The 21,960-nt window shown below is 70.3% G+C and carries 15 protein-coding genes; 4 read left to right on the top strand and 11 right to left on the bottom strand.

The features are described from left to right. Nucleotides 1–5: 5 nt before the first annotated feature. The 5 genes from dapB to eccD form a co-directional block, all read right to left on the bottom strand. Nucleotides 6–758 (bottom strand): 4-hydroxy-tetrahydrodipicolinate reductase, encoded by a 753-nt coding sequence (dapB, locus tag BMX65_RS24805; protein ID WP_075002571.1) that lies wholly within the window; start codon nt 756–758, stop codon nt 6–8. A 70-nt stretch (nt 759–828) separates the two neighbouring features. Beyond that, entirely contained in the window at nt 829–2,223 is a 1,395-nt protein-coding gene (locus BMX65_RS24800) for a M16 family metallopeptidase (RefSeq protein ID WP_075002570.1), read from the bottom strand. Continuing rightward, entirely contained in the window at nt 2,220–4,454 is a 2,235-nt protein-coding gene (locus BMX65_RS24795) for a polyribonucleotide nucleotidyltransferase (protein WP_075002569.1), read from the bottom strand. The genes BMX65_RS24800 and BMX65_RS24795 overlap by 4 nt, the downstream gene beginning before the upstream one ends. A gap of 332 nt (nt 4,455–4,786) precedes the next feature. Beyond that, on the bottom strand, nt 4,787–5,077 hold the full coding sequence (gene rpsO / locus BMX65_RS24790; RefSeq protein ID WP_016470189.1) for a 30S ribosomal protein S15: 291 nt from the start codon (nt 5,075–5,077) through the stop codon (nt 4,787–4,789). A 93-nt stretch (nt 5,078–5,170) separates the two neighbouring features. After that, the gene (gene eccD / locus BMX65_RS24785) at nt 5,171–6,697 is read right to left on the bottom strand and encodes a type VII secretion integral membrane protein EccD (protein WP_075002568.1); all 1,527 of its coding nucleotides are present in this window, start codon (nt 6,695–6,697) and stop codon (nt 5,171–5,173) included. A 312-nt stretch (nt 6,698–7,009) separates the two neighbouring features. Here eccD and eccCa point away from each other — a divergent pair, with 312 nt between their 5' ends. Both eccCa and BMX65_RS24775 read left to right on the top strand, forming a co-directional pair. Next, the gene (eccCa, locus tag BMX65_RS24780) at nt 7,010–10,984 is read left to right on the top strand and encodes a type VII secretion protein EccCa (RefSeq protein WP_075002567.1); all 3,975 of its coding nucleotides are present in this window, start codon (nt 7,010–7,012) and stop codon (nt 10,982–10,984) included. 176 nt (nt 10,985–11,160) lie between these two features. Then, nucleotides 11,161–11,424 (top strand): DUF397 domain-containing protein, encoded by a 264-nt coding sequence (locus BMX65_RS24775; protein WP_075002566.1) that lies wholly within the window; start codon nt 11,161–11,163, stop codon nt 11,422–11,424. 433 nt (nt 11,425–11,857) lie between these two features. On the opposite strand, the gene BMX65_RS24770 is transcribed toward BMX65_RS24775, so the two are convergent. The 6 genes from BMX65_RS24770 to eccB all read right to left on the bottom strand — a co-directional run bounded on the left by BMX65_RS24770 (nt 11,858) and on the right by eccB (nt 19,565). Then, nucleotides 11,858–12,178, bottom strand: a complete 321-nt coding sequence (locus BMX65_RS24770; protein ID WP_075002565.1) for a WXG100 family type VII secretion target — start codon at nt 12,176–12,178, stop codon at nt 11,858–11,860. 111 nt (nt 12,179–12,289) lie between these two features. Continuing rightward, on the bottom strand, nt 12,290–12,682 hold the full coding sequence (locus BMX65_RS24765; RefSeq protein WP_075002564.1) for a WXG100 family type VII secretion target: 393 nt from the start codon (nt 12,680–12,682) through the stop codon (nt 12,290–12,292). Between the two features lie 72 nt (nt 12,683–12,754). Then, entirely contained in the window at nt 12,755–13,909 is a 1,155-nt protein-coding gene (locus tag BMX65_RS24760; RefSeq protein ID WP_239502308.1) for a S8 family serine peptidase, read from the bottom strand. A 1,984-nt stretch (nt 13,910–15,893) separates the two neighbouring features. Continuing rightward, on the bottom strand, nt 15,894–16,439 hold the full coding sequence (locus tag BMX65_RS24755) for a hypothetical protein (RefSeq protein ID WP_075002563.1): 546 nt from the start codon (nt 16,437–16,439) through the stop codon (nt 15,894–15,896). 244 nt (nt 16,440–16,683) lie between these two features. After that, complete coding sequence (mycP, locus tag BMX65_RS24750) at nt 16,684–18,027, bottom strand: type VII secretion-associated serine protease mycosin (RefSeq protein WP_239502309.1); 1,344 nt, start codon at nt 18,025–18,027, stop codon at nt 16,684–16,686. A gap of 17 nt (nt 18,028–18,044) precedes the next feature. Then, nucleotides 18,045–19,565: a type VII secretion protein EccB gene (gene eccB, locus BMX65_RS24745; RefSeq protein ID WP_075002562.1), complete on the bottom strand. Its 1,521-nt coding sequence runs from the start codon at nt 19,563–19,565 to the stop codon at nt 18,045–18,047. Between the two features lie 248 nt (nt 19,566–19,813). Here eccB and eccE point away from each other — a divergent pair, with 248 nt between their 5' ends. Both eccE and BMX65_RS24735 read left to right on the top strand, forming a co-directional pair. Further along, nucleotides 19,814–21,193 (top strand): type VII secretion protein EccE, encoded by a 1,380-nt coding sequence (gene eccE / locus BMX65_RS24740; RefSeq protein ID WP_075002561.1) that lies wholly within the window; start codon nt 19,814–19,816, stop codon nt 21,191–21,193. Next, nucleotides 21,193–21,897: a hypothetical protein gene (locus tag BMX65_RS24735; protein ID WP_075002560.1), complete on the top strand. Its 705-nt coding sequence runs from the start codon at nt 21,193–21,195 to the stop codon at nt 21,895–21,897. The genes eccE and BMX65_RS24735 overlap by 1 nt, the downstream gene beginning before the upstream one ends. Nucleotides 21,898–21,960 lie beyond the last annotated feature (63 nt).

Genomic DNA, 21,960 nt, shown 5'->3' with positions numbered 1-21,960 from the left:
TCCGGTCAGTCCAGGTCGAGGAAGTGCTCGAGCCCGAAGGTGAGCCCCGGGGCAGCGGGGACCTTGCGGACGCCCAGCAGCACACCCGGCATGAAGGAGCTGCGGTGCAGTGAGTCGTGCCGGATGGTGAGGGTCTCGGCCTCGTCGCCGAAGAGGACCTCCTGGTGCGCGACGAGACCGCGCAGCCGCACCGCGTGCACGGGCACGCCGTCCACGTCGGCGCCGCGGGCTCCCTCCAGCGCGGTGGTGGTGGCGTCGGGCTGCGCCGGAAGCCCGGCGGAGCCGCGGGCCTCGGCGACGAGCTGCGCGGTGCGCACGGCGGTGCCGCTGGGGGCATCGGCCTTGCCGGGGTGGTGCAGCTCGACGACCTCGACGGACTCGAAGAAGCGGGCCGCCTGCTGTGCGAAGCGCATCGTCAGCACGGCCCCGATGCCGAAGTTCGGAGCGATGAGCACCCCGGTCCCGGGGGCCGCGGCGAGCTGGGCCCGTACGGTGGCCAGCCGGTCGTCCGTCCAGCCGGTGGTGCCGACGACGGCGTGGATGCCGTGGGCGAGGCAGAACTCCAGGTTGCCCATGACGGCGTCCGGGCGGGTGAGGTCGACGGCGACCTCGGCGCCCGCGTCGGTCAGCGTCCCGAGCGGGTCGCCACTGCCCAGGGCCGCGACCAGCTCCATGTCCTCGGCGCCCTCGACGGCCCGTACAGCCTCGGAGCCCATCCGGCCCTTGGCGCCGAGGACAGCGACCCGCAGCTTGCTCATCGTTCTGCTTCCTTACCTGTGAAAGGGACGGTGGGACGGCCTGACCGGCCTCAGGCCACGGCGGACCGGCTCAGGCCACGGCCTCGTGCAGATGCGCTGCCTGGCGGTCGGTGAGCCGCCCGATGGCGGACACCGAGGGGCGCCGGTCCAGTACCTCGCGGGCGACAGCGCGGATGTCGTCGGGAGTGACTGCGGTGATCTTGGCGAGCATCGCGTCGGTGGACATCTGCTCCCCCCAGCACAGCTCACTCTTTCCGGCCCGGTGCATCAGTGCCCCGGTGTCCTCCAGGCCGAGCACGGTGGACCCGGCGAGCTGCCCGACGGCCCGCCGCACCTCGTCGTCGTCCAGCCCGTGCCGGGCGACGCTCTCCAGCTCCTCGCGGCAGATCTTGAGCACGTCGGGCACCTGGCTGGGGCGGCAGCCCACGTAGACCCCGAAGAGGCCGCAGTCGGCGTATCCGGAGGTGTAGGCGTAGGTGCTGTAGGCCAGGCCCCGGCGCTCGCGGATCTCCTGGAAGAGGCGGGAGCTCATACCGCCGCCGAGCGCCGTGCTGAGCACCGCGAGCGGCCAGCGGCGCTCGTCGTGCCGGGAGACTCCGGGCATTCCGAGGACCAGGTGCGCCTGCTCGGTCGGCCGGTCCAGGAAGTCGACCCGGCCGCCGGCGCGCAGGGTGCGGGTGCCCGAGCGGGGCGCGACCGGCTCGGCGCCCTCGGTGCGCCGCAGCGCACCGGCACGGTCGAACGCGGCCCGGACCCGGTTGACGACCTCGGTGTGCGAGAGGTTCCCCGCGGCGGCGACCACCAGCCGGGTGGGGTCGTAGTGCTTCTTGTAGAAGCGGGCCACCTGGTCCCTGGTGAGCGCGTTGACGGTGTCCACGGTGCCCAGCACGGGACGGCCCAGCGGCGTGTCGCCGAACATGGTGTGCGCGAACAGGTCGTGCACGCAGTCACCGGCGTCGTCCTCGGTCATCGCGATCTCTTCGAGGATGACGCCGCGCTCGGCCTCGACCTCCGCCGGGTCGATGACGGAGCTGGTGAGCATGTCGGAGACGACGTCGATGGCCAGCGGCAGGTCCGCGTCCAGGACCCGCGCGTAGTAGCAGGTGAACTCCTTGGTGGTGAACGCGTTCATCTCACCGCCCACCTCGTCGACCGCCGCGGAGATCTCCAGCGCACTGCGCCGCTCGGTGCCCTTGAAGAGCAGGTGCTCCAGGTAGTGGGTGGCACCGCTCAGCGCGGGGGTCTCGTCGCGGGAGCCGACGTGCGCCCAGATGCCGAAGGTCGCCGAGCGCACCGTCGGCAGCGTTTCGGTGATCACCCGGAGTCCGCCGGGCAGCACGCTCCTGCGCACGGTGCCCGCGCCGTTCTGCCCCGGGATCAGGGTCCGGGTGCGGGTCTTGGGACGGGCGACGGCCCGCCCTGCCGGAGCGGCGGGGCGGGCCGTCGTACGGAACGTACGCGTCACTTCGCGGTCTCGTCCTCGGAGTCGGCGGAGCCCTCGGACTCGCCGCCCTCCTCCTCGTCCAGGACGGGGATCAGGGACAGCTTGCCGCGCTGGTCGATCTCGGCGATCTCGACCTGAACCTTCTGGCCCACGCCGACGACGTCCTCGACGTTCTCCACCCGCTTGCCGCCGGCCAGCTTGCGGATCTGCGAGATGTGCAGCAGACCGTCCTTGCCGGGCAGCAGCGAGACGAAGGCGCCGAAGGTGGTCGTCTTGACGACGGTGCCCAGGTACCGCTCGCCGACCTCGGGCATCGTCGGGTTGGCGATGCCGTTGATGGTCGAGCGGGCCGCCTCGGCCGCGGGACCGTCGGCGGCACCGATGTAGATGGTGCCGTCGTCCTCGATGGTGATGTCGGCGCCGGTGTCCTCCTGGATCTGGTTGATCATCTTGCCCTTCGGGCCGATGACCTCGCCGATCTTGTCCACCGGGATCTTCACGGTGATGATCCGCGGCGCGTTCGGGGACATCTCGTCCGGAACGTCGATCGCCTCGGTCATCACGTCGAGGATGTGCATCCGCGCGTCGCGGGCCTGCTTGAGCGCCGCGGCCAGCACGGACGCCGGGATGCCGTCCAGCTTGGTGTCGAGCTGGAGGGCGGTCACGAACTGCTTGGTACCGGCGACCTTGAAGTCCATGTCACCGAAGGCGTCCTCGGCACCGAGGATGTCGGTGAGGGTGACGTAGTGCGTCTCCCCCTCGACGTCCTGGGAGATCAGGCCCATGGCGATGCCGGCGACCGGGGCCTTGAGCGGCACACCGGCGTTCAGCAGCGACATCGTGGAGGCGCAGACCGAGCCCATGGACGTCGAGCCGTTGGAGCCCAGTGCCTCGGAGACCTGCCGGATCGCGTAGGGGAACTCCTCGCGGGTCGGCAGCACCGGCATCAGCGCACGCTCTGCGAGCGCGCCGTGGCCGATCTCGCGGCGCTTGGGGGAGCCGACGCGGCCCGTCTCGCCCGTGGAGTAGGGCGGGAAGTTGTAGTTGTGCATGTAGCGCTTGCGGGTCACCGGCGAGAGGGTGTCCAGCTGCTGCTCCATGCGGAGCATGTTCAGCGTGGTGACGCCCAGGATCTGCGTCTCGCCGCGCTCGAAGAGCGCCGAGCCGTGCACCCGCGGGATGGCCTCGACCTCGGCGGCCAGCGTACGGATGTCCGTGACACCGCGGCCGTCGATGCGCTTCTTCTCCTTGATGACGCGCTCGCGCACCAGGGTCTTGGTCAGCGACCGGTAGGCCGCGGAGATCTCCTTCTCGCGCCCCTCGAACTGCGGGAGCAGCTTCTCGGCGGCCAGCGCCTTGACGCGGTCCAGCTCGCTCTCGCGCTCCTGCTTGCCCGCGATGGTCAGCGCCTGGGCGAGCTCGTCGCGGACGGCCGCGGTGAGGGCCTCCAGGACGTCGTCCTGGTAGTCCAGGAAGATCGGGAACTCGCCGGTGGGCTTGGCGGCCTTCGCGGCGAGGTCGGCCTGCGCCTTGCACAGCACCTTGATGAACGGCTTCGCGGCCTCCAGACCGGCGGCCACGACCTCCTCGGTCGGCGCCTCGGCGCCGCCCTTGACCAGCTCGATGGTCTTCTCGGTGGCCTCGGCCTCGACCATCATCACGGCCACGTCGCCGTCGGGCAGCACCCGGCCTGCGACGACCATGTCGAAGACGGCGTCCTCCAGCTCGGAGTGGGTCGGGAAGGCGACCCACTGGCCGTTGATCAGGGCGACACGGGTGCCGCCGATCGGGCCGGAGAAGGGGAGCCCCGCGAGCTGCGTGGAGCAGGAGGCGGCGTTGATGGCGACCACGTCGTAGAGGTGCTCGGGGTTGAGCGCCATGATCGTCTCGACGATCTGGATCTCGTTGCGCAGGCCCTTCTTGAACGAGGGGCGCAGCGGGCGGTCGATCAGCCGGCAGGTGAGGATCGCGTCCTCGGACGGGCGGCCCTCACGGCGGAAGAAGGAGCCGGGGATCTTGCCGGCCGAGTACATCCGCTCCTCGACGTCGACCGTCAGGGGGAAGAAGTCGAGCTGGTCCTTGGGCTGCTTCGAGGCGGTGGTCGCCGACAGCACCATGGTGTCGTCGTCCAGGTAGGCCACGGCCGAGCCGGCGGCCTGCTTGGCCAGCCGGCCGGTCTCGAAACGGATCGTGCGGGTGCCGAAGGAGCCGTTGTCGATGACGGCCTCGGCGTAGTGGGTCTCGTTCTCCACCAGGAATATCTCCTCGTCTGCGTCCGCCGCTCGTCCGCGGCGGACTGTGTACTCAGGAGCGCTCCCGGTGCGGGCCGGTCTTCGATCGAAGCTCCCGGCGGTCCCGCGGGTTCGCCGCGGGTCCCGGGGGCCACTACCGAGGACCGGCGTCTCGGGTGCGCTCCTTGTCCATGCTGTCGGTGATGTCTGTCCGGCTTCGTCTCGCGTGGACAAGACTACAAAGCTTCCACGCTCCGCGAGAGGCCGTCGTACTGCGTTACGGCGAGCTGCCGTACTGCGATACGGCGAAGGGAGCGGCCCCCGGGTCCGGGAACCGCTCCCTTCGTCATGTGCTAGCGGGCGCCGGCCGCACCGCGGCGGATGCCGAGGCGCTCGACCAGCGCACGGAAGCGCTGGATGTCCTTCTTGGCCAGGTACTGCAGCAGGCGGCGGCGCTGGCCGACCAGCAGCAGCAGACCACGGCGCGAGTGGTGGTCGTGCTTGTGGGTCTTCAGGTGCTCGGTCAGGTCGCTGATGCGACGGGAGAGCAGCGCCACCTGGACCTCGGGGGAGCCGGTGTCACCCTCCTTGGTGGCGAACTCGGAGATGATCTGCTTCTTCGTCGCGGCGTCGAGAGACGACACTCGTACTCCTCAGGATTCCAGCCGCCGAGCGCCCCTGGTCTGCTTCACAGGGGAGACTTCGATACTCGGGAGGCCGGTACAGGGTACCAGTGGCTAGCTGGTGAGACTGCGGGCCGCCGAGTAGACCTGCATCACGGCCAGGCACAGCGGAATCAGCGTGAGCAGGACGAACGTCTCCAGGATCTCCACGAACCGGCCCCAGAACGGGGTCACACCCTTGCGGGGGACGGCCAGACCGACGGCGACGGCCAGCACGGCCGCCATGGCGAGCGCGGCGCTCAGCCACACGGTGCGCAGCGCGTCGCCGTCGGCGGGGAAGTCTCCCGCCAGCCCGGCGCCGAGCAGCAGCAGGGCCGCCAGTCCGGCCGCCAGTGCGCTGCTGACCTGGGAGGTGTAGCGGAAGAGGCGGGCCCGCAGCAGCATGGCCAGCCCCGTCGCGAGGGCGAGGAGCTGCCCCCAGCCCGAGGCGGAGAAGCTGAGCACGGCGGTGGAGACGACGACCACGGCGGCGCAGCCGCCGACCAGGCCGACCAGCAGCTCGTGCCCGCGCCGCGCCTGTGCCGCGATCCGCTCGCCGTCGATCGGGCCCTGGGTCTCGGGAGCGGCGTCCGGGTCGGCGTCGTAGTCGCTCATCCGGGTGCGGGTGGCCTCGAAGCCGATGGGCAGCCGGGCGAAGCGGGTCGAGAGGCTCGGCAGGAAGGCGAGGACGCCGACGGCGACGGGCGCGCAGACGGCGGCCGTCTCCATCGCGGGCAGATCGGCGACGATCGCGACGAAGGTGATCAGGGTGCCGACGGTCGCGGTGAAGGCGGTGGCGACGAACGGGCCGTCCCCGTCGGGGGTGAGCGCGATCAGCAAGGTGGCGGCCAGCAGGACGGTCACACAGCCGAGGAGGAACTGCAGCTTGCCGATGCCGAGCCCGTCCTCCAGAGGCAGCAGGCCGCTGCCCGCCACCATGAGGTGCGGCATGGCCGTCAGGCCCAGGGTGATCGAGGTGGGGCGGTCCTCGTAGACGCGGGCGCGTACCGCGGACAGCGCCACCAGCAGCACTCCGGTGACGGCGGCCAGGACGCCGGCGAGTCCGTGCATGTCGTGGCCGGCCGGGTCGGAGAACCACAGCACGACCGCCATCAGCGACAGCAGCACTCCGGCGCCGATCAGTCCGGCGGCGCGCATCATGTCGTCGCCCCACAGCCGCCGGTCGCGGGTCACGGCCGAGGCGACGGCGTCGGAGACGTCGTCGAAGACGGCGGGCGGCAGCGACTCCGCGAACGGGCGCAGGCTCAGCACCTCGCCGTCCAGGATGCGCTGGGCGGCGAAGGACCGCGAGCTGTCCAGGACCGTGCCGTCGCGGCGCACCAGGTGGTAGCCGACGGGCGCGCCCGCTGCGGGGGTCTGGCCGGAGAGCCGCAGGATCTCGGGGTAGAGGTCGGCGACCGGGATGTCCTCGGGCAGTGCGACGTCGATCCGGCTGTCGGGGGCGACGATGGTCACCCGGCTGAAACCGGTGTCCAGTGCCGATCCGGCCGCCCGGCCGGATGCACCGGCCGCGCCTCGGGCACCGCCGGAGCCCGGCTGCCCGCCGGATCCGGTGGCCGCGGCGGAAGCCGTCGTACTCACCTGTGTGTCCCCCTCGAAGATCCTGCTGAGCGCCTGCTCGACAATGGGCTGTGCAACCGTCTGCCGGGCCCCGGCCGCACCATCCGCCGACCTGCCGTCACGGCCACCGCGGCAGCGCGCGACACCCTACCGCTCCCGGTCAACTCACTGTGCCACTAGGATCGCCAGCCGCGGAGGGGGACCGCCGGGAGCGAGCGTCACCGCGGGGTGCCGGTACCGTACCGCCCCTTCCGCACCAGGGACGCAGGGAACGCAAGAGACCCTGGGGAATCCAATGGAATCCACGGGAACGCAAGGGAAATTGGTGCGCGAGTGACCCAGATCGTCGTCAAGCGACCGCCTCGGGCATTGCCTCCCGATGTGCCCGCCGAGGAGCTGCAACTGCAGCCGCCGCCCGAACTGCCCAAGAACAAGCAGGAGGGCATGTGGATGCAGGTCCTGCCCATGCTCGGCATGGGCGGATCCAGCGTGTACTTCCTCATGCCCGGTATGAACTCCCACCCGATGATGAAGATCATGGGTGTCCTGATGCTGTTCTCGACGCTCACCATGGTCATCGCCATGGTGGTCCGGATGCGCCGGGGCACGCAGGGCGAGATGGCGCAGTCGCGCCGCGACTATCTCAAGTACCTCGCACAGACGCGGCGTACGGTGCGCAGGACGGCGGTCAAGCAGCGGGACGCCCAGTTCTATCTGCACCCCGCACCGGACCAGTTGTGGTCCCTGGTGGCCGAGGGCAGCAGGGTGTGGGAGCGGCGGCCCTCGGATCTGGACTTCGGGCAGGTCCGCGTCGGGCTGGGCGTGCAGCAACTGGCCACGCCGCTGGTCAGTCCGGACACCGCGCCGGTGGACGAGCTGGAGCCGCTGACGGCCGGTGCCATGCACCAGTTCATCAACACCCACGCCACCCTCGACGGGCTGCCCATGGCCATCTCGCTGCGGGCCTTCTACCACATGACCGTCAGCGGCGATCCCGATGCCGTGTACGCCTCGGCACGCGCACTGCTCTGCTCGCTGTGCGCGATGCACTCCCCCGAGGACCTGGTGGTCGCGGTCGCCGCGGGCCGCGAGTCCTACGCCGGCTGGGACTGGGCGAAGTGGCTGCCGCACGCCCAGGCCAGGGGCGAGACCGACGGCGCGGGCGCGCGGCGGCTGATCGTGGGCGACACACTCGAACTGGAAGAGCTCCTCGCCGCCCGGCTGGAGGGACGCCCCCGGTTCAACGGCGCAGCCGAACCGGCACCGGACCAGCCCCACCTCGTCGTCGTGCTGGACGGCACCTCGGTACTGCCCAACTCGCTGCTGTCCGCGCCCGAGGGCCTGCAGGGCGTCACCATCGTCGAGATCGTCCCCGGCGACATCGACGCGGCCCGCGGCACCCTGTCCGTGGTGGTCGGCCCGCGCAGCCTGCGCCTGGAGTCGGGGCACGGCCTGGTGTACGAGGGGACGCCGGACGGCCTCTCCTACCCGGCCGCCGAGGCCGTGGCGCGGCAGCTCGCACCGCTGCGGGTGGGCTCGGGCGACGACGGGGACGAGCCGCTGCTGGCCAAGCTGGAGTTCACCGACCTGCTCAACCTCGGAGACGCCGCGTCCGTCGATGTCTCCCGCACCTGGCGGCCCCGCTCGCAGGCCGAACGGCTGCGGGTGCCCATCGGCGTGGGCGAGGACGGCCAGCCGGTGATGCTCGACCTCAAGGAGGCGGCGCAGGACGGTATGGGCCCGCACGGACTGTGCGTGGGCGCGACCGGTTCCGGCAAGTCGGAACTGCTGCGCACCCTGGTGCTCGGACTGGCCGTCACGCACTCCTCCGAAACCCTCAACTTCGTCCTCGCGGACTTCAAGGGCGGCGCCACCTTCGCCGGAATGGCCCACATGCCGCACGTCGCCGCCGTGATCACCAACCTCGCGGACGACCTGACCCTCGTCGACCGGATGGGCGACTCGATCCGCGGCGAACTCAACCGGCGCCAGGAGATGCTGCGCGACGCGGGGAACTACGCGAACATCCACGACTACGAGAAGGCCCGCGCGGCCGGCGCCCCGCTCTCCGCCATCCCCTCGCTGGTGCTGGTCATCGACGAGTTCAGCGAGCTGCTGACCGCCAAGCCGGACTTCATCGACATGTTCATCCAGATCGGCCGGATCGGCCGGTCGCTGGGTGTGCACCTGCTGCTGGCCTCGCAGCGCCTGGAGGAGGGCCGGCTGCGGGGGCTGGAGACCTACCTCTCCTACCGGATCGGGCTGCGCACCTTCTCCTCCGCCGAGTCCCGCGCCGCGCTCGGCGTCCCCGACGCCTACCACCTCCCCTCGGTGCCCGGCTCGGGCTACCTGAAGTTCGGCACCGACGAGATGACCCGCTTCAAGGCGGCCTATGTCTCCGGCGTCCACCGCACCGGAGGCGACGAGCTTCCCGCCGGTCCGCTGGCACCGAACCGGCGGCCCGTCCTGTTCACCGCGGCGCAGGTCGCCGTGCAGCGCCCCGATCCGGACACCGTGCCGGTACCGGCGCAGCCCGCCCCCGCCACGGCGGACGACGACGCGCTCGCCGACACCGTGCTGGACGTGGTCGTCCGCCGCCTGGAGGGCCAGGGCACCCCGGCACACCAGGTGTGGCTGCCCCCGCTGGACAACGCCTCGCCGCTGGACGAACTGCTGCCGCCGCTGGCCCCGGTGGAGGGGCGCGGCCTGGCCGCCACCGACTATGCGCGGCAGGGCCAGCTCGTCGTGCCGGTCGGCCTCGTCGACAAGCCGTTCGAGCAGCGCCGCGACCCGCTGTATCTGGACTTCTCCGGAGCCGCCGGACACATGCTGGTCGTGGGCGGCCCGCAGTCCGGCAAATCCACCCTGATGCGGACCCTGATCTCGTCGTTCGCGCTCACCCACACCCCCGCCGAAGTGCAGTTCTACGGACTCGACTTCGGTGGCGGCGGCATGTCGGCCGTCTCCGGCCTCCCGCATGTGGGCGGTATCGCCTCCCGCCTCGACCCCGAACGGGTACGCCGCACGGTCGCCGAGGTGTACGGCATCCTCAACCGCCGCGAGGAGTACTTCCGGGCGAACGGCATCGACTCCATCTCGACCTACCGCAGGCGCCGGGCGCGCGGCCAGATCACCGACCAGCCGTGGGGCGACGTGTTCCTGGTCATCGACGGCTGGGGCAACTTCCGCAACGACTACGAGGGCCTGACCGATGTCGTCAACGACATCGCCGGCCGCGGTCTCGGCTACGGCGTCCACCTGGTCATCACCGCCTCCCGCAACATGGAGGTGCGGGCGGCCCTGAAGGACCTGCTGATGAACCGGCTGGAGCTGCGGCTCGGCGACACCATGGACTCCGAGTTCAACCGCAAGGTCGCCGCCAACGTTCCGCCCGGAGTCCCGGGCCGCGGCCAGACCATGGACGGGTTGCACTTCATGGCGGGTGTCCCCCGCATCGACGGTGCCGGATCCGACGAAGAGCTCGCCGACGCCAGTGCCGAGATGTGCGCCACGGTCACCTCCCACTGGCAGGGCGAGCCCGCACCGCAGGTACGGCTGCTCCCCCGGGAACTGCCGGCCGCCCGGCTGCCCGGCGGCGGGGAACACCCCGAACGCGGTGTCGCCTTCGCCATCGACGAGAACAACCTGGAACCGGTCTTCGTCGACTTCGAGACCGACCCGTTCTTCCTCGTCTTCGGCGAAAGCGAGTCCGGCAAGACGGCGCTGCTGCGACTGCTCGTCAAGCAGATCAGCGAGCGGTACTCGGGCGACGAGGCGAAGATCGTGGTGGGCGACTACCGGCGGGCACTGCTCGGCGCCATCCCGGACAGCCATCTGCTGGAGTACGCGCCGATGTCCAACACGATGGAGACGCACATGAACGCGCTCCGCGACCTGATGGACCGGCGCGCGCCCTCCTCGGACGTCACCCCGCAGCAGTTGCGCGACCGGAGCTGGTGGACCGGCCCGCAGATCTTCATCGTGGTCGACGACTACGAACTGGTCGCCACCTCCAGCGGCAACCCGCTGGCCGTCCTCACCGAGCACCTGCCCTTCTCCCGGGACGTCGGCGTCCGGTTCATCATCGCCCGCAACGCCGCAGGTGCCTCCCGGTCGATGTTCGAGTCGTTCATGACCCGCATCAAGGAGCTGGGCGCCCAGGGCGTCCTGCTCTCCGGCGATCCGAGCGAGGGCGACCTCCTGGGCAATGTCCGTCCCCGCCCGATGCCCCCCGGCCGCGGCTTCTTCGTCTCCCGCAAGCGGGGCACGCCGCTGGTGCAGCTGGGCTGGCTGCCGGACGAGACGTGAGCGGGTCCCCGCCTGCGGCAGGAGGCTGAGGAGCGAGACGTGAGTGCGCCCCCGCCTGCACGTGAGTGCGTCCGCGCCGGTGGGAAGAGGCTGACGGCTGACGGGAAAGCGCTGTTCGCGGGCTTCGGCACACGTACGCTGGAGCCCGCACGCACGCCCCGAAGGGAGAGCCACAGGTGGGGACTCAGCAGGAGAAGGACGAACTGTACGCGATGGACATCTCCGACGCCGTCTGGGAGAGCGCCCCGGGCAGCCCGGAGGAGGAGCGCGTGGAGATCGCCCACCTGGCCGGTGGCGCCGTGGCCATGCGCAACTCGAAGGAGCCGGACGTGGTGCTGCGCTACACGGCCGCCGAGTGGGAGGCGTTCGTGCTGGGGGCGCGGGACGGCGAGTTCGATCTGGAGCCGGGGACGCCCGGTGGAGGAGCGACGGGAGCCTAGCGGCGAAGGTCGCGGTGCGCGTCAGAAGACGGGCACCGCGGTCAGTCCGTCTCCGCGGCGTACGAGGACCCGCCTGTCGGCGGCCGTCAGAACGGCTGCCCTGCGGGCCTGCGCCGTATCTCGCCAGGTGCTGTCTTATCGCCCCGTACGGTCCTGAGCGCGAGACCGTTCATGAGCGCCCCCCCGCTGCGGGCCCGTATCACGGCGGATCGAGGTGAGGCGGGCCGAACGGCGAGGCACCCCGAGGAGAAGACATCCGCGTTCGGCTCGGAGCCTCGTCCCATTCGTCTGCGGGGAGAGCCACATGTGGCCCACATATGGCTCCCGCTGGAGGGGGACACGACGTTCACCGGGTTGACATCGCCACGCAGAAGGTGGGCGCCTCCCGCACGCGCCCACCTTCTGTTCGTTCGAGCCGGAATCGCTGAGACAGTTACCCGCGGCTGTTGAACTGGTCGAACATCGCCGCTGCGCGCTTGTCACCTGCGAGGTATGTGCCGCTGGCCTGCCGGACTTCAGCAGCAATCGCCAGGAGGCGGTTCTGGATGTCGTCGGCCTTCTGGTCCCAGCCGTGCTGGGCCTGCTGGTAGGCCCGCTGTCCCTCGCCTTCCCAGATCTCGGAGACGGAGCGAACCTTCTGCTGCACCCGTTCCATGTCGGCGCGAAGCTGCTTCGCTTCCTTCATGATGGCGTCGGCGGCACCGTCCAGACTGCTGTATGTGACCTTGAGGTGATCGCCGTTGTTGTACCCCATGTGATTCCCCTACATCTCGGCTCGCGGCCTGAAAGGAGCGCGGTCGTGCTGCCGCGCTGCGCTACTTGTGTTACACGGGCTCGCTTCTGAACGGTCTGCCCGGCGTGACCGTCACATCTGGCTGAGCTTGGAGGAGTAGGCCCCGGCCAGTGAACCCTGCGTGGTGTCGGGCCCGGTCGCCGAGAAATGCTGAGGGTTCTCACCGCTCCCGAGCTTGTTCATGCTCTGGACGATGTCGTCCTCGTTCGAGTCCTTGATGCCGAGGTTCCCGTGGATCGACCCGACGAAGCCTTCCATGATCCTGCGCTGGACCCGGAGGTCGTCGTTCATTCCCCGCTGGACCCGGTCGAAGGCTCCCTTGGCGATACCCTGCCAAGCGCCCTCGAGATTGTCGATGAGCTGGTTCAGGCGCGTGACTCGCCCGGAGATGGCCCCCATCATTTCTTCCAGCTCATTGGCCAGCGACTTGAGAGTCTTGTCATCTACATTCTGCTTGTCACCCATTGCGCCTCCCTACGGATCGTTGCGCCTTCGGCGCATCGGTTGAACGGTGATGTGGTGGTTGGTCATAGTCGGTCATCCGCGACGAGCTCGCCTGATCGCGACAGCTCCCCAGCCGATGACAAGCACCGCTGCGCCGGCCCCAACAGCCCACCAGAGCTGCGCGTTGCCACTCTCTTCGCGCTCCGAGTCTGCCACCTCGACCTTGTCAGGGGCAGCCCCTTTGTCCGAGTCTTCCTTGCCGGACCCCTTGGCGTCCGAATCCTGGCCGGACTCCTTCGGCTTTGTGTGCAGCGTCCTCTCCCAGGTGAGCGGGCTGATGTCCGGGGCGCCTGGATCGCCTTTGCCTTCCAGGAGATTCATGCGAGGGCGAACCTCTCCGAAGCCCAGATACTTGCTGGGCTCATCACCTTTCAGGCCAGCGGTTTTGATCATGACCCGGAGTACCTGATTCGATGTCCAGCCTGGGTGGTGGGACCAGATCAGGGCTGCGGAAGCTGAGACTACGGCGGTGGCAGAACTGGTGCCCCCTCCGGGGCAGTACCTCTGCTTCTTGCCGTCACACCATGCGGGAAGACCTTCACTCGCCCCGGCTAGGATCGTGTGCCCGCCGTAGTTGGAATACTCCGCAACTTTGCCGGCCTTGTTGGTCGACGCCACGGCTACTACGTCTCGATACTCCGCAGGGTAGTTCTCATGATTGCCCTTCTTGGCATCATTCCCAGTACCGGCGAACAGAAGCTTGCCCTTCTTGGTCGCATACTCCACCGCGTCCTTGAGGGCAGGATGAGGAACTGTCCCACCAAGGGACATGTTGATGATTCGGGCGTCGCTGTCGGCCGCCGCCCTGATGGCTTCCCCGAGGTGCTCCCTCTTCTTGTCAGCACCTTTCATGCCATTGAGGTTGGTGCGGATCGGAATGATCTTCGCGCCCGGTGCCAGCCCCTTCAGAGTTCCGCCCTTCCCGGAGCCTGCGATGAGTTCGGCCATCGTCGTACCGTGACCCACGTCATCCCGTGTTTCGTCACCGGGAGCGCCAGAGACATCTCTGCCTGGAAGTACTCGGCCCTGAAGGGACTCAGTGGTCGGGTCGACACCGGTGTCGATGACGGCCACCTTGATACCTTCACCGGTGCTGACCTTCCATATCTTCTCGGCCTGCATGGCCTTGAGATGCCACTCCTGAGCCTGGATGTCCTCCGCGCCCGCAGTCGGGGCGAGTCCGACCAAACAGGCCGTCCACACCCCGACTGCAGTGATTCCGGCCAGAAGGCGGCGCCCTTTTCGACGCTCTCGTGTTTCTGCTGCCATGAACGCTCTCACCGGGTCACTCGACAACCGGCGGTACGCTGCCGCGCCGCCCGGTCGGCCTCTGCTGTTCCTCATCCGTCGACTTGTTCGGGCGCCGCTCCTCCTGACGCCGCTCCTTCTTCGACGACTGCTGCGCAGCTCCCATCACCAGACCAGCGCCTCCGGGCATGGCAACCCGCGCGTCCAGCGGCTGTCCGGACTCGTCGTCACGGGGCTCCCCGACGACGCCCTCACGACCGGTCGCCTTCTTCCTGCCGGACCCACTCCGCCTGCCGTTCGCGCCGGAGACTCCGCCCGAGCCCACGGCGTTGACGGGCGGGGTCACCCCCATGGGCCGCCGCGCGGCCGCCGCGCCCTGCCCGTCGATGACTGTTCCTCGTTGCCTCGACGAGCTTGCAGGAGTCTCACCGGTTCCGGAGCGGCTCGGTGTACCGCCCACAATCCCGCCGCGCTGGGATGCGCGAGCCGAGCCGGAGTCCGTTCCACGGCCGCCGCCTGCGTGCGGGCCCGCCGTACCCGGCGGGACACCCATCGGTCCGGGACGCCCGAGCCCTCGGGGTCCCGTTCGGCCGGCGTCCCGATTCGTGGGTGCTGAAGTGCCCGGGCTCACAGGACCCGGCCGCACCGGACCCGGGCGTCCAGGACCGGTGGGACCCGTCTGCCCGGTCCGTCCGGTGTTGGTCGGCGGCGGCATGTAGGGACGTTGGGGTCCCGAGGTACCGGGCCCCACTCGGCCAGGGGACGGAGGCCGGCCGGTCGGCGGAACCATCCGTCCCACCGACGGCGGGCTACCTGGCGGAACGACGACAGGGCCGGGGCTCGGAGGCCCGCTGGGCGGTAGGCCGGGCTGGCCGGGCGCAGGCAGTTGGGGCGGTGTGCCGGGCTCCATCGGCGCGACGGGGGCGGGAGGGGCGCTGTCGATGTCCGTGGCAACCGACACTCCAGGCTGCACCGGCCCTTCGGGGCGGTGGTGAGGCGCAAGGGGTTCGGTCGTGCTGACCCCCTCGTCGCCACGAGGCACATATGCCGCAGCCGCGTGATCCGTCGTGCCTGGAGAGCTTCCAGCGATATAGGGCGCCGCAGATACCGGCCCCTGACCGCCTCCCGCACCATGATCGCCCGGGCCGAACGAGCCAGTGCGCGGAGGCGGCGGCACTCCCACATTCGGCATCGTCGCGAACACCGGCTTGCTCTCCTCTGCAGCCTTGATGTTCGTGAGCGCCACCGTGTAGTAGGAACTCAGTTTGTTCGCCTGCTGGATGGCCTCTTGGCGGTTCTTCTCCCGCTCGCGCAACTCGGGCGTGGACTTTTTGGTGATCTTGGGAGGGAGGTAGGGCCCGAAGATCTCGTCCTCCTTCGGGTCCCGCTTCGGCATCGACGCCTTGACCATGGACAGACCGAAGCCGGCAGCCTTGAGCTGCGTACCGGCAGCGCCCGCGTACTCGCTGAGCTTGAGGGTGTCCCGGTGAAGGCCCGTGGCCCAGTCGGAGAAGTGTTTCTTCGCCACTCCCTTCCACTCGGACTCCACCCCGTCGAAATAGGTCTTCAGCTCCTCCGCGGCTTTCCTGATGGCGCGGGCAGCGTCCCAGAGGGCGTCCCCGACGTCCTCGAGGTCCTGGGGAGATGCGTCCTCGACGAGATCCACGATCTGATTGAGGCGGTAGGGCTCGAAGTCCGTGCCACCCGAGCCGGCCGGTGGGGCCAAGGGCCCGGCGCCAGGAGCACGGAAGAGCTCAGGCTTCTGCGTGGTCGGCGGCTGAAGGAAGGGGCTGAATTCCGCCGGGAGTGTAGGGTCCTCCGGCATCTCATCAGCGGTGTACCCCTTCCCTGTGAATGGGTCAACCGATTCGTCTTTTCCCTTGCCGCCCATGCATCCTCCTGTTCCCGGGCGTAAGCCTGCCGATCACCGTTCGGCGCCGTCGGCATCTCCTTCGAACTTGTTGTCCGCAGGCGCCTCGCCGCCCCCCTCCTGCCCTTCTGCTCCGCGGCCCCCCTCGCCGTCCGGATGCTTCAACTTCTTCCCCGCGGCTTCCACTCGGGCCTGGATCTGCCAGAAGCGACGCTTCTCGTCCTCGTCCAGTTTGTCGAAGCCTCTGTCGGCGCCGTGGATGGCGATACCCGTCGCGTCGATCTGGTCCCGGAGGGTGGAGGAGAGAAGCGTGAGGGTGTCGTGCACCTCTCCGTATTTGGCGAAGAGGTCGTCCGCTTCCACGTAGCGGATGCTCTCTCCGCTGAGTGACTTCCGTGTGACGCGCCTGCAGGAGACTTTGTGCTTCGCGGCAGGGGACGCGTCCAGCTCCGCGATGACACCATCGATCCGCTTCTTCAGCTTCTTCAGCGCTTCAGCACGTCGTTCCAGTTCCCCGTCCCCGTTCGAGGAGGACGACGCCTTCTTCGGCGGCAGCACCGGCGGCGGCCTCTCCTTGCCGTCCGGACCCAACTCCCCCATGGCTCCCCCCTTCTGCCAGGTCCTCTGCGCGTTCTCCGGCGGTTCCGGCGCTCGGCGGTTCCGCGGAAACAGCGCTCACATCACTGTAGTAGCCGAGTCCAGCACGTTCCAACTGCAAACAGGGTGCCAGCAGTTGGTGTAGCAGGACCGTAACGTGTGACACGCAAGCGGCACACTGCTCACATTCTCTCAACCCCCTCCGACAGCGACGGGCCGGGCGGTCGCCCGGTGGCCGCGCCCGCTGTCAGCCGCCTGCCGTGGTGCCCTTCCGGCGCCGGTCGCGGAGGACGACCGACGTGCCCGCGACCACCGCGACCAGGGTGCCGCCGCCCACAAGGACGTAGGTTCCCAACCTCTCGTTCCGTTCCTGCTCGGTTTCCCCGAGCTGGAGCTTGGCGGGTGTCGGCTTCTTGCCCGTTTCGACGCCCTCTTCGGCCTCGGGGCGCTCGAGGCGCTTGCTGTCCTCGGTCAGGGCGGCCACGGGGTCGACGACGCCCCAGCCGACGAGGCGGTCGTGGCCCGGGATGGAGCGCTCCGCAGTCTGCTCGATCTGCGCGACGACGTTCTGCTGGGACCACTTGTCGGCGCCCCTGTCGTGCTTCGCGCGCAGCAGTGCAGCGACCCCGGCCACATAGGGTGCGGAGAAGCTGGTGCCGTTGTCGATGCAGTGGCCGCCCTTGGGCACGGTCGAGACCATGTCGACGCCGGGGGCCGCCACGTCCACGAAGTCGCCGGCCTGCGAGAAGGGTGCGCGCTCGTTGTTGCGGTCCGAGGAGGCGACGGCGAGGACACCGGGGTAGGAGGCCGGGTAGGTCGTCTTGTTCTTGCCGCCCAGTCCGTCGTTGCCCGCGGAGGCCACGACGACGATGTCCGCGCGGACGGCGCGCTGCACGGCGCGCTCGAGCGAGGAGTCCGGTTTCAGGGCCTCGGCGGTGTCCTGGGAGATGTTGATGACGTCGGCGCCGGCCTTCACCGCGTAGTCGATCGAGTCGGCGAGGGTGAGGGCGGTGCCGCTGCCGTTGGCGTCGTTCTGCTTGATCGGGATGATCGTCGCCTTGGGCGCGAGGCCGACGAAGCCGGTGTCGTCGGCCGGGCGCGCGGCGATGATGCCCGCCACCTTGGTGCCGTGGCCGACCTCGTCCGAGGTCCCGTTGGCCTTGCCGCGCGGGGTGGCGCGGCCGGTCTCCTTGTCCTTCTTCGGCTTCTTGGGGAGCAGGTTCTTCCCCGCGTCGGCATCGACGGCATCCGTGAGCTGCTCGTTCTCGATGTCGACGCCCGTGTCGATGACGGCGACCCGGACACCGGCGCCCTTGTCGGTTTCCCGCCACAGCTCGTTGAGGAGGACCCGCTGGAGCGACCAGGGACGGCCCTTGAACGGCTTCGCGGGGAAGGTGCACTGGGTGCTGACGTCCGCGGCGGCGGGAGGGGCGGCGGTGACCACCAGCGTGGAGGCCGTGACCGCCGTGGCGGCCGCTGTCGCCGCCGCTCGGCGCAGGGCGCGCCGGGTGCGCTGCCGCAGCGGGAGCTGGGGCAGGCGGACACCGCGCCCGGTGCCGCGAGTCGGGGGCGTCGTCTCGCTGCTGTGCATCGTCCTCGTCACCCCGCTCAGGAGCCCTGCGGCTGTTGTGCGTCACCGGTGGACAGGCGCGGTCCCATGGGCAGGAAGGCGGCCCATTCGGCGGGCACGGGCGCGGGCTTGACCTTCTCGTACCCGAGCCTGCGCTGGGCGTTCTGGCTCTCTGCCTGCTGCTTCTGCTGCTTGGACTTCCTGCTGTCCTCGCCGATGCCCGAGTCGCTCTGTTCGCTGTCGGTGTTGTTCTGCATCGCGTAGCGCAGCCCGGTGTCGGTGACGAGGAAGATCCCGCCGACGTCCGGGCTGCGGCCCTTGAACTGGCGCAGCAGCTGGCCTGTTCCGGGCGTGACGTAGGCGCTGGAGGTACCGGTGGGGAGCTGCTCGGGGAACTCCTTGCCGAGCCAGGTGGAGAGCGTGGTGGCGCCGCTCTTGCCGTCGACCTTGCGCAGTACGTTGCAGGCCACGTTGCGGCTGCCGGAGCGGGTGCCGGCGGAGTTGACGGCGTAGCTCTTCTTCTCGGGCCACCGGAGTTTGTCGCCGTAGCTGCCGGACGGCGAGAAGGCGCTGGCGCTCACCGTGGTGGCCTCGCCGTTCTGCTTGAGGGGCAGCAGCTGCTCGGAGGCGAGCAGGAGTTGGGCCATGAAGTCGCTGATCTTCAGGACCCTGCCGGAGAGCACGAGGTACTGCTGCATGTGGTTGCCGGAGGTCGACCGGATGACGGTGCCCACCCGATTGGTGTTCGGTTCGAGGCCGGAGACGCCCGCCTCCGCGCCCACCTGGCCGCGGATCTGGGGGAAGGAGATGTTGTCGCCGGTGTGCAGCGTGGCCAGCCACTCCCGGGAGACGCGCTGGGGGCGGCGGTCCCCGACCAGGACGCGCAGCAGGGTCTCGTCGCGGGCGACGCGGTATTTGTTGCCGGACCGGTCCACGACATAGAGCCGGTCGTCGGGCCCTTGGACGTAGATGAGCTCGCCGCCGTGCAGCCGGTCGGCGCCCTCGACAGCGTCCTTGTCGCGGTCGGCCAGCACGAAGGCCGCCTTCTGCACCGCCCGCTCCCCCTGGCTGGGCCGCTCGCAGACCGCCCAGCGCTTCTTCTCGCCGGCCTCCTTGCCCTCCGGGAGCCGGTCGGGCGCGTAGGGGATGCCGAGTGTGGCGCCGTGCGGGATGTCGCCCTTGTCGAGGACCTTCTCGTCGACCTTGACGACTTCGCCCTTGCCCGGGTCGAGCAGGAGTTTGGCCGAGGCCAGGTTGAGCACCGGGTGGAGCTGCGCCTTCCCGTCGGTCTCCAGGACGACGTAGCGGGTGGTCGACTCCGAGCCGATGATCACTTTCTCCTTCGGAGTGTCCCACCCCTCGGGCGCCTTCGGCTTGAACATCCCCCAGGCGCCGAACCCGGCGAGGATCAGGGCGCCCACGACGAATCCGGGGAGGATCCCGCGCAGCGGGCGGGGGGCGCCTTCCTCGGTGCCTGTCGGTGACGGTTGGAGGAACGCCGCCACCAGCCGCTTTTTCGCGAAGGTGTAGGCATTGAGCTCGTCGCGCCGTGATGCCATGAGTGAAAGACGCTCCCCTGAAGTCCCTGCTGTCCCCCGCAGCCGCCGGGCCCGAGGCCCGGACGGCGGTGGCCGGTCCGGAACGGTACCGCCCACCGGCCCGGCCGGCGCCCGCGGGCGCTGCCGATTGTCGGGCCGGGCCCCTACTATGCCGGTTGGGGATTGCCTTGTGCCGCTCCGGTATCGTGATCGCCCGCCCAACACCCCGGACGAGGGGGGCGAATTCGGACATGAGGGGGCCTTCTCGGATGGGATCTGCGACGCGGGCGCGGGGTGCGGCAGGCACCGCGAGCCGCTCGGGGCCGAGTGCCCCCCGGCGCCCGGAGGGCACCGCGTCCGTCTCCCGGACGCCCCGGACCGGATCCCGGGTGCCCGCCTCGACGACCCTGCGCACCGAGTCGCGCACCCGTCGGCTCGGACCGTTTCAGTTGCAACAACTCGTGCTGCTGGAGCTGGCCGTGGCGGTGCTGCTGGTCGCGGCGGCCGTCGACCGCCTGCTGCTGGTCCCCGGCGTGGTGGTCGCCGCCGTGCTGGTGGCGCTGGCGGTGATGCGCAGGCACCAGCGTTCGGTCCACGACTGGGTCGGCACCCTGCTGGCGCTGCGGGCCCGGCGGCGGGCGGCGGCGCAGCCGCTGACGCCCGCGATGGTGCTGGACGAGGAGGGCGAGCGGATCGACGCCAGCTTCCTGCCTCTGGTGGAGTGCGCTCCGGCCCTGCGCACATATGCGTTCGTGGACAAGAAGCGCCGCACCACAGGGATGCTGGGCGACGGGACGTTCCTGACCGCGCTGGTGCGGATCGAGGCCGCGCCCAGCGCGCTGCGTCCGGCCTTCGGGGCCCGCGCCCTGCCGCTGGAACTGATGCAGGACGCACTCGATGTGGACGGGATCGCGCTGGAGTCCGTGCAGATCGTGCAGCACGTCCAGCCGGCGCCCGCCCCGCATCTGCCGGAGCAGTCGGTCGCCCGGCGCAGTTACGGGCCGCTGCAGGAGCAGACGGGCTCGCCCGCGCTGCGGCTGACCTGGGTGGCGCTGAAGTTCGATCCGGAGCTGTGCCCCGACGCGGTCGAGGCGCGCGGCGGCGGGCTGGAGGGCGCCCAGCGCTGCCTGGTGCGCGCCGCCGACCACTTGGCCAGCCGGGTGACGGGAGCCGGTTTCGTCGCCACGGTGCTCAACGAGCAGGATCTGACGGCCGCGGTGGCGACCTCCGCGTGTGTGAGCCCGGCGGCGACGGCCAGGGCGAGCCGGCCGGACGCGGCTCCCACCCGGCGGACCAGCGAGTCGACGCGGGCCTGGCGGTGTGACGACCGGTGGCACACCACCTACGGCATCGGCCGCTGGCCCGAGTTGGGCCGGGCCGCCACTCCGCTCCCGCGGCTGGTCGCGCTGCTGACGTCGGCGCCGACGCTGACGACGACGTTCAGCGTGACGCTGGGCCGCTCGGCGCGCCGGGGCGCGGTCACGGTGAGCGGGCACGTGCGGGTGACCGCCCGGTCGGACAACGAACTGGCGGCTGCCCGGCAGCATCTGGAGCGCGGTGCGCGTGCGGCGCGGGTCGGGCTGATCCGGCTGGACCGGGAGCAGCTCCCGGGTGCCTTCGCGACGCTGCCGCTGGGAGGTGTGCACTGATGGCCGACCGCTGGACACGCGGGCTGACGGGTCCGCGCCGCACGGAGCACGGGGTGCCCGTCGAGCAGTTGGCCGCGCTGTCCCTCCCCATCGGGGACGACGGCGTGGTGGTCGGCGACGACGCGGAAGGGCGGCCCCAGGTGGTCGGCTTCCACCACCCGTCCCCCTACGACGTGGTGCTCGTCGGCGGTCTGTGGACCGCTCAGGTGCTGGCGCTGCGGCTGGCCGGGGCGGGTGCCCGGGTCGCGGTGGAGACGGGCCGGGCGCCGGTGTGGACGAACCTGGTGCAGGCCGCGGGCGCGGGCCAGGAGTGCATCTCGCTCTACGACGTGGGGCGGGTGCCGCCCATGGGGCCGACGGTGAGCAGCCCGGTGCTGGTAGTCCGGGACTGCGGAATGCGGCCTCCGCGGGGCCGGGTGGCGTCGATGCCGTGGCAGTCGGTGCTGACGCTGCTGCCCTATCTGAGCCCGGTGGCGCCGAGGTTGCTGCGGAGTGCGTCGCTGGTCGGTGTCCAGCGGGTCTCGCCGGACGAGGCGCAGCAGATCGGGCGCATCATGCAACTGCCGCCGCAGGAAGTGCAGGCGCTCTCCACACTGGGCGACGGCGTCACCCTGTGGTGCACACGACGGGAGCGGCAGTACGCGCTCACGCAGCCGACCGACGCGGAGTCGGGGCTGCTGGGATCTCCGCGCCGACTGGACTGACGCGGGCCGCACGACCGCGGTGCCCGACCGACAGTTGCGATGATTAGGCTGGACTTACGCGCG

This window comes from Streptomyces qinglanensis (genome assembly GCF_900111245.1).
Classification (GTDB): domain Bacteria; phylum Actinomycetota; class Actinomycetes; order Streptomycetales; family Streptomycetaceae; genus Streptomyces; species Streptomyces qinglanensis.
The sequence above is the reverse complement of the archived record's forward strand: the minus strand, read 5'-3'. Positions and strand labels throughout refer to the sequence as shown.

What these genes read in the sequence shown, in the direction of transcription:
- BMX65_RS24735 (WP_075002560.1), top strand. Translation starts at nt 21,193, where the DNA reads ATGGCCGACCGCTGGACACGCGGGCTGACGGGTCCGCGCCGCACGGAG.
- BMX65_RS24755 (WP_075002563.1), bottom strand. Translation starts at nt 16,439, where the DNA reads ATGGGGGAGTTGGGTCCGGACGGCAAGGAGAGGCCGCCGCCGGTGCTG.
- dapB (WP_075002571.1), bottom strand. Translation starts at nt 758, where the DNA reads ATGAGCAAGCTGCGGGTCGCTGTCCTCGGCGCCAAGGGCCGGATGGGC.
- BMX65_RS24765 (WP_075002564.1), bottom strand. Translation starts at nt 12,682, where the DNA reads ATGGGTGACAAGCAGAATGTAGATGACAAGACTCTCAAGTCGCTGGCC.
- eccB (WP_075002562.1), bottom strand. Translation starts at nt 19,565, where the DNA reads ATGGCATCACGGCGCGACGAGCTCAATGCCTACACCTTCGCGAAAAAG.
- mycP (WP_239502309.1), bottom strand. Translation starts at nt 18,027, where the DNA reads ATGCACAGCAGCGAGACGACGCCCCCGACTCGCGGCACCGGGCGCGGT.
- eccE (WP_075002561.1), top strand. Translation starts at nt 19,814, where the DNA reads ATGGGATCTGCGACGCGGGCGCGGGGTGCGGCAGGCACCGCGAGCCGC.
- BMX65_RS24770 (WP_075002565.1), bottom strand. Translation starts at nt 12,178, where the DNA reads ATGGGGTACAACAACGGCGATCACCTCAAGGTCACATACAGCAGTCTG.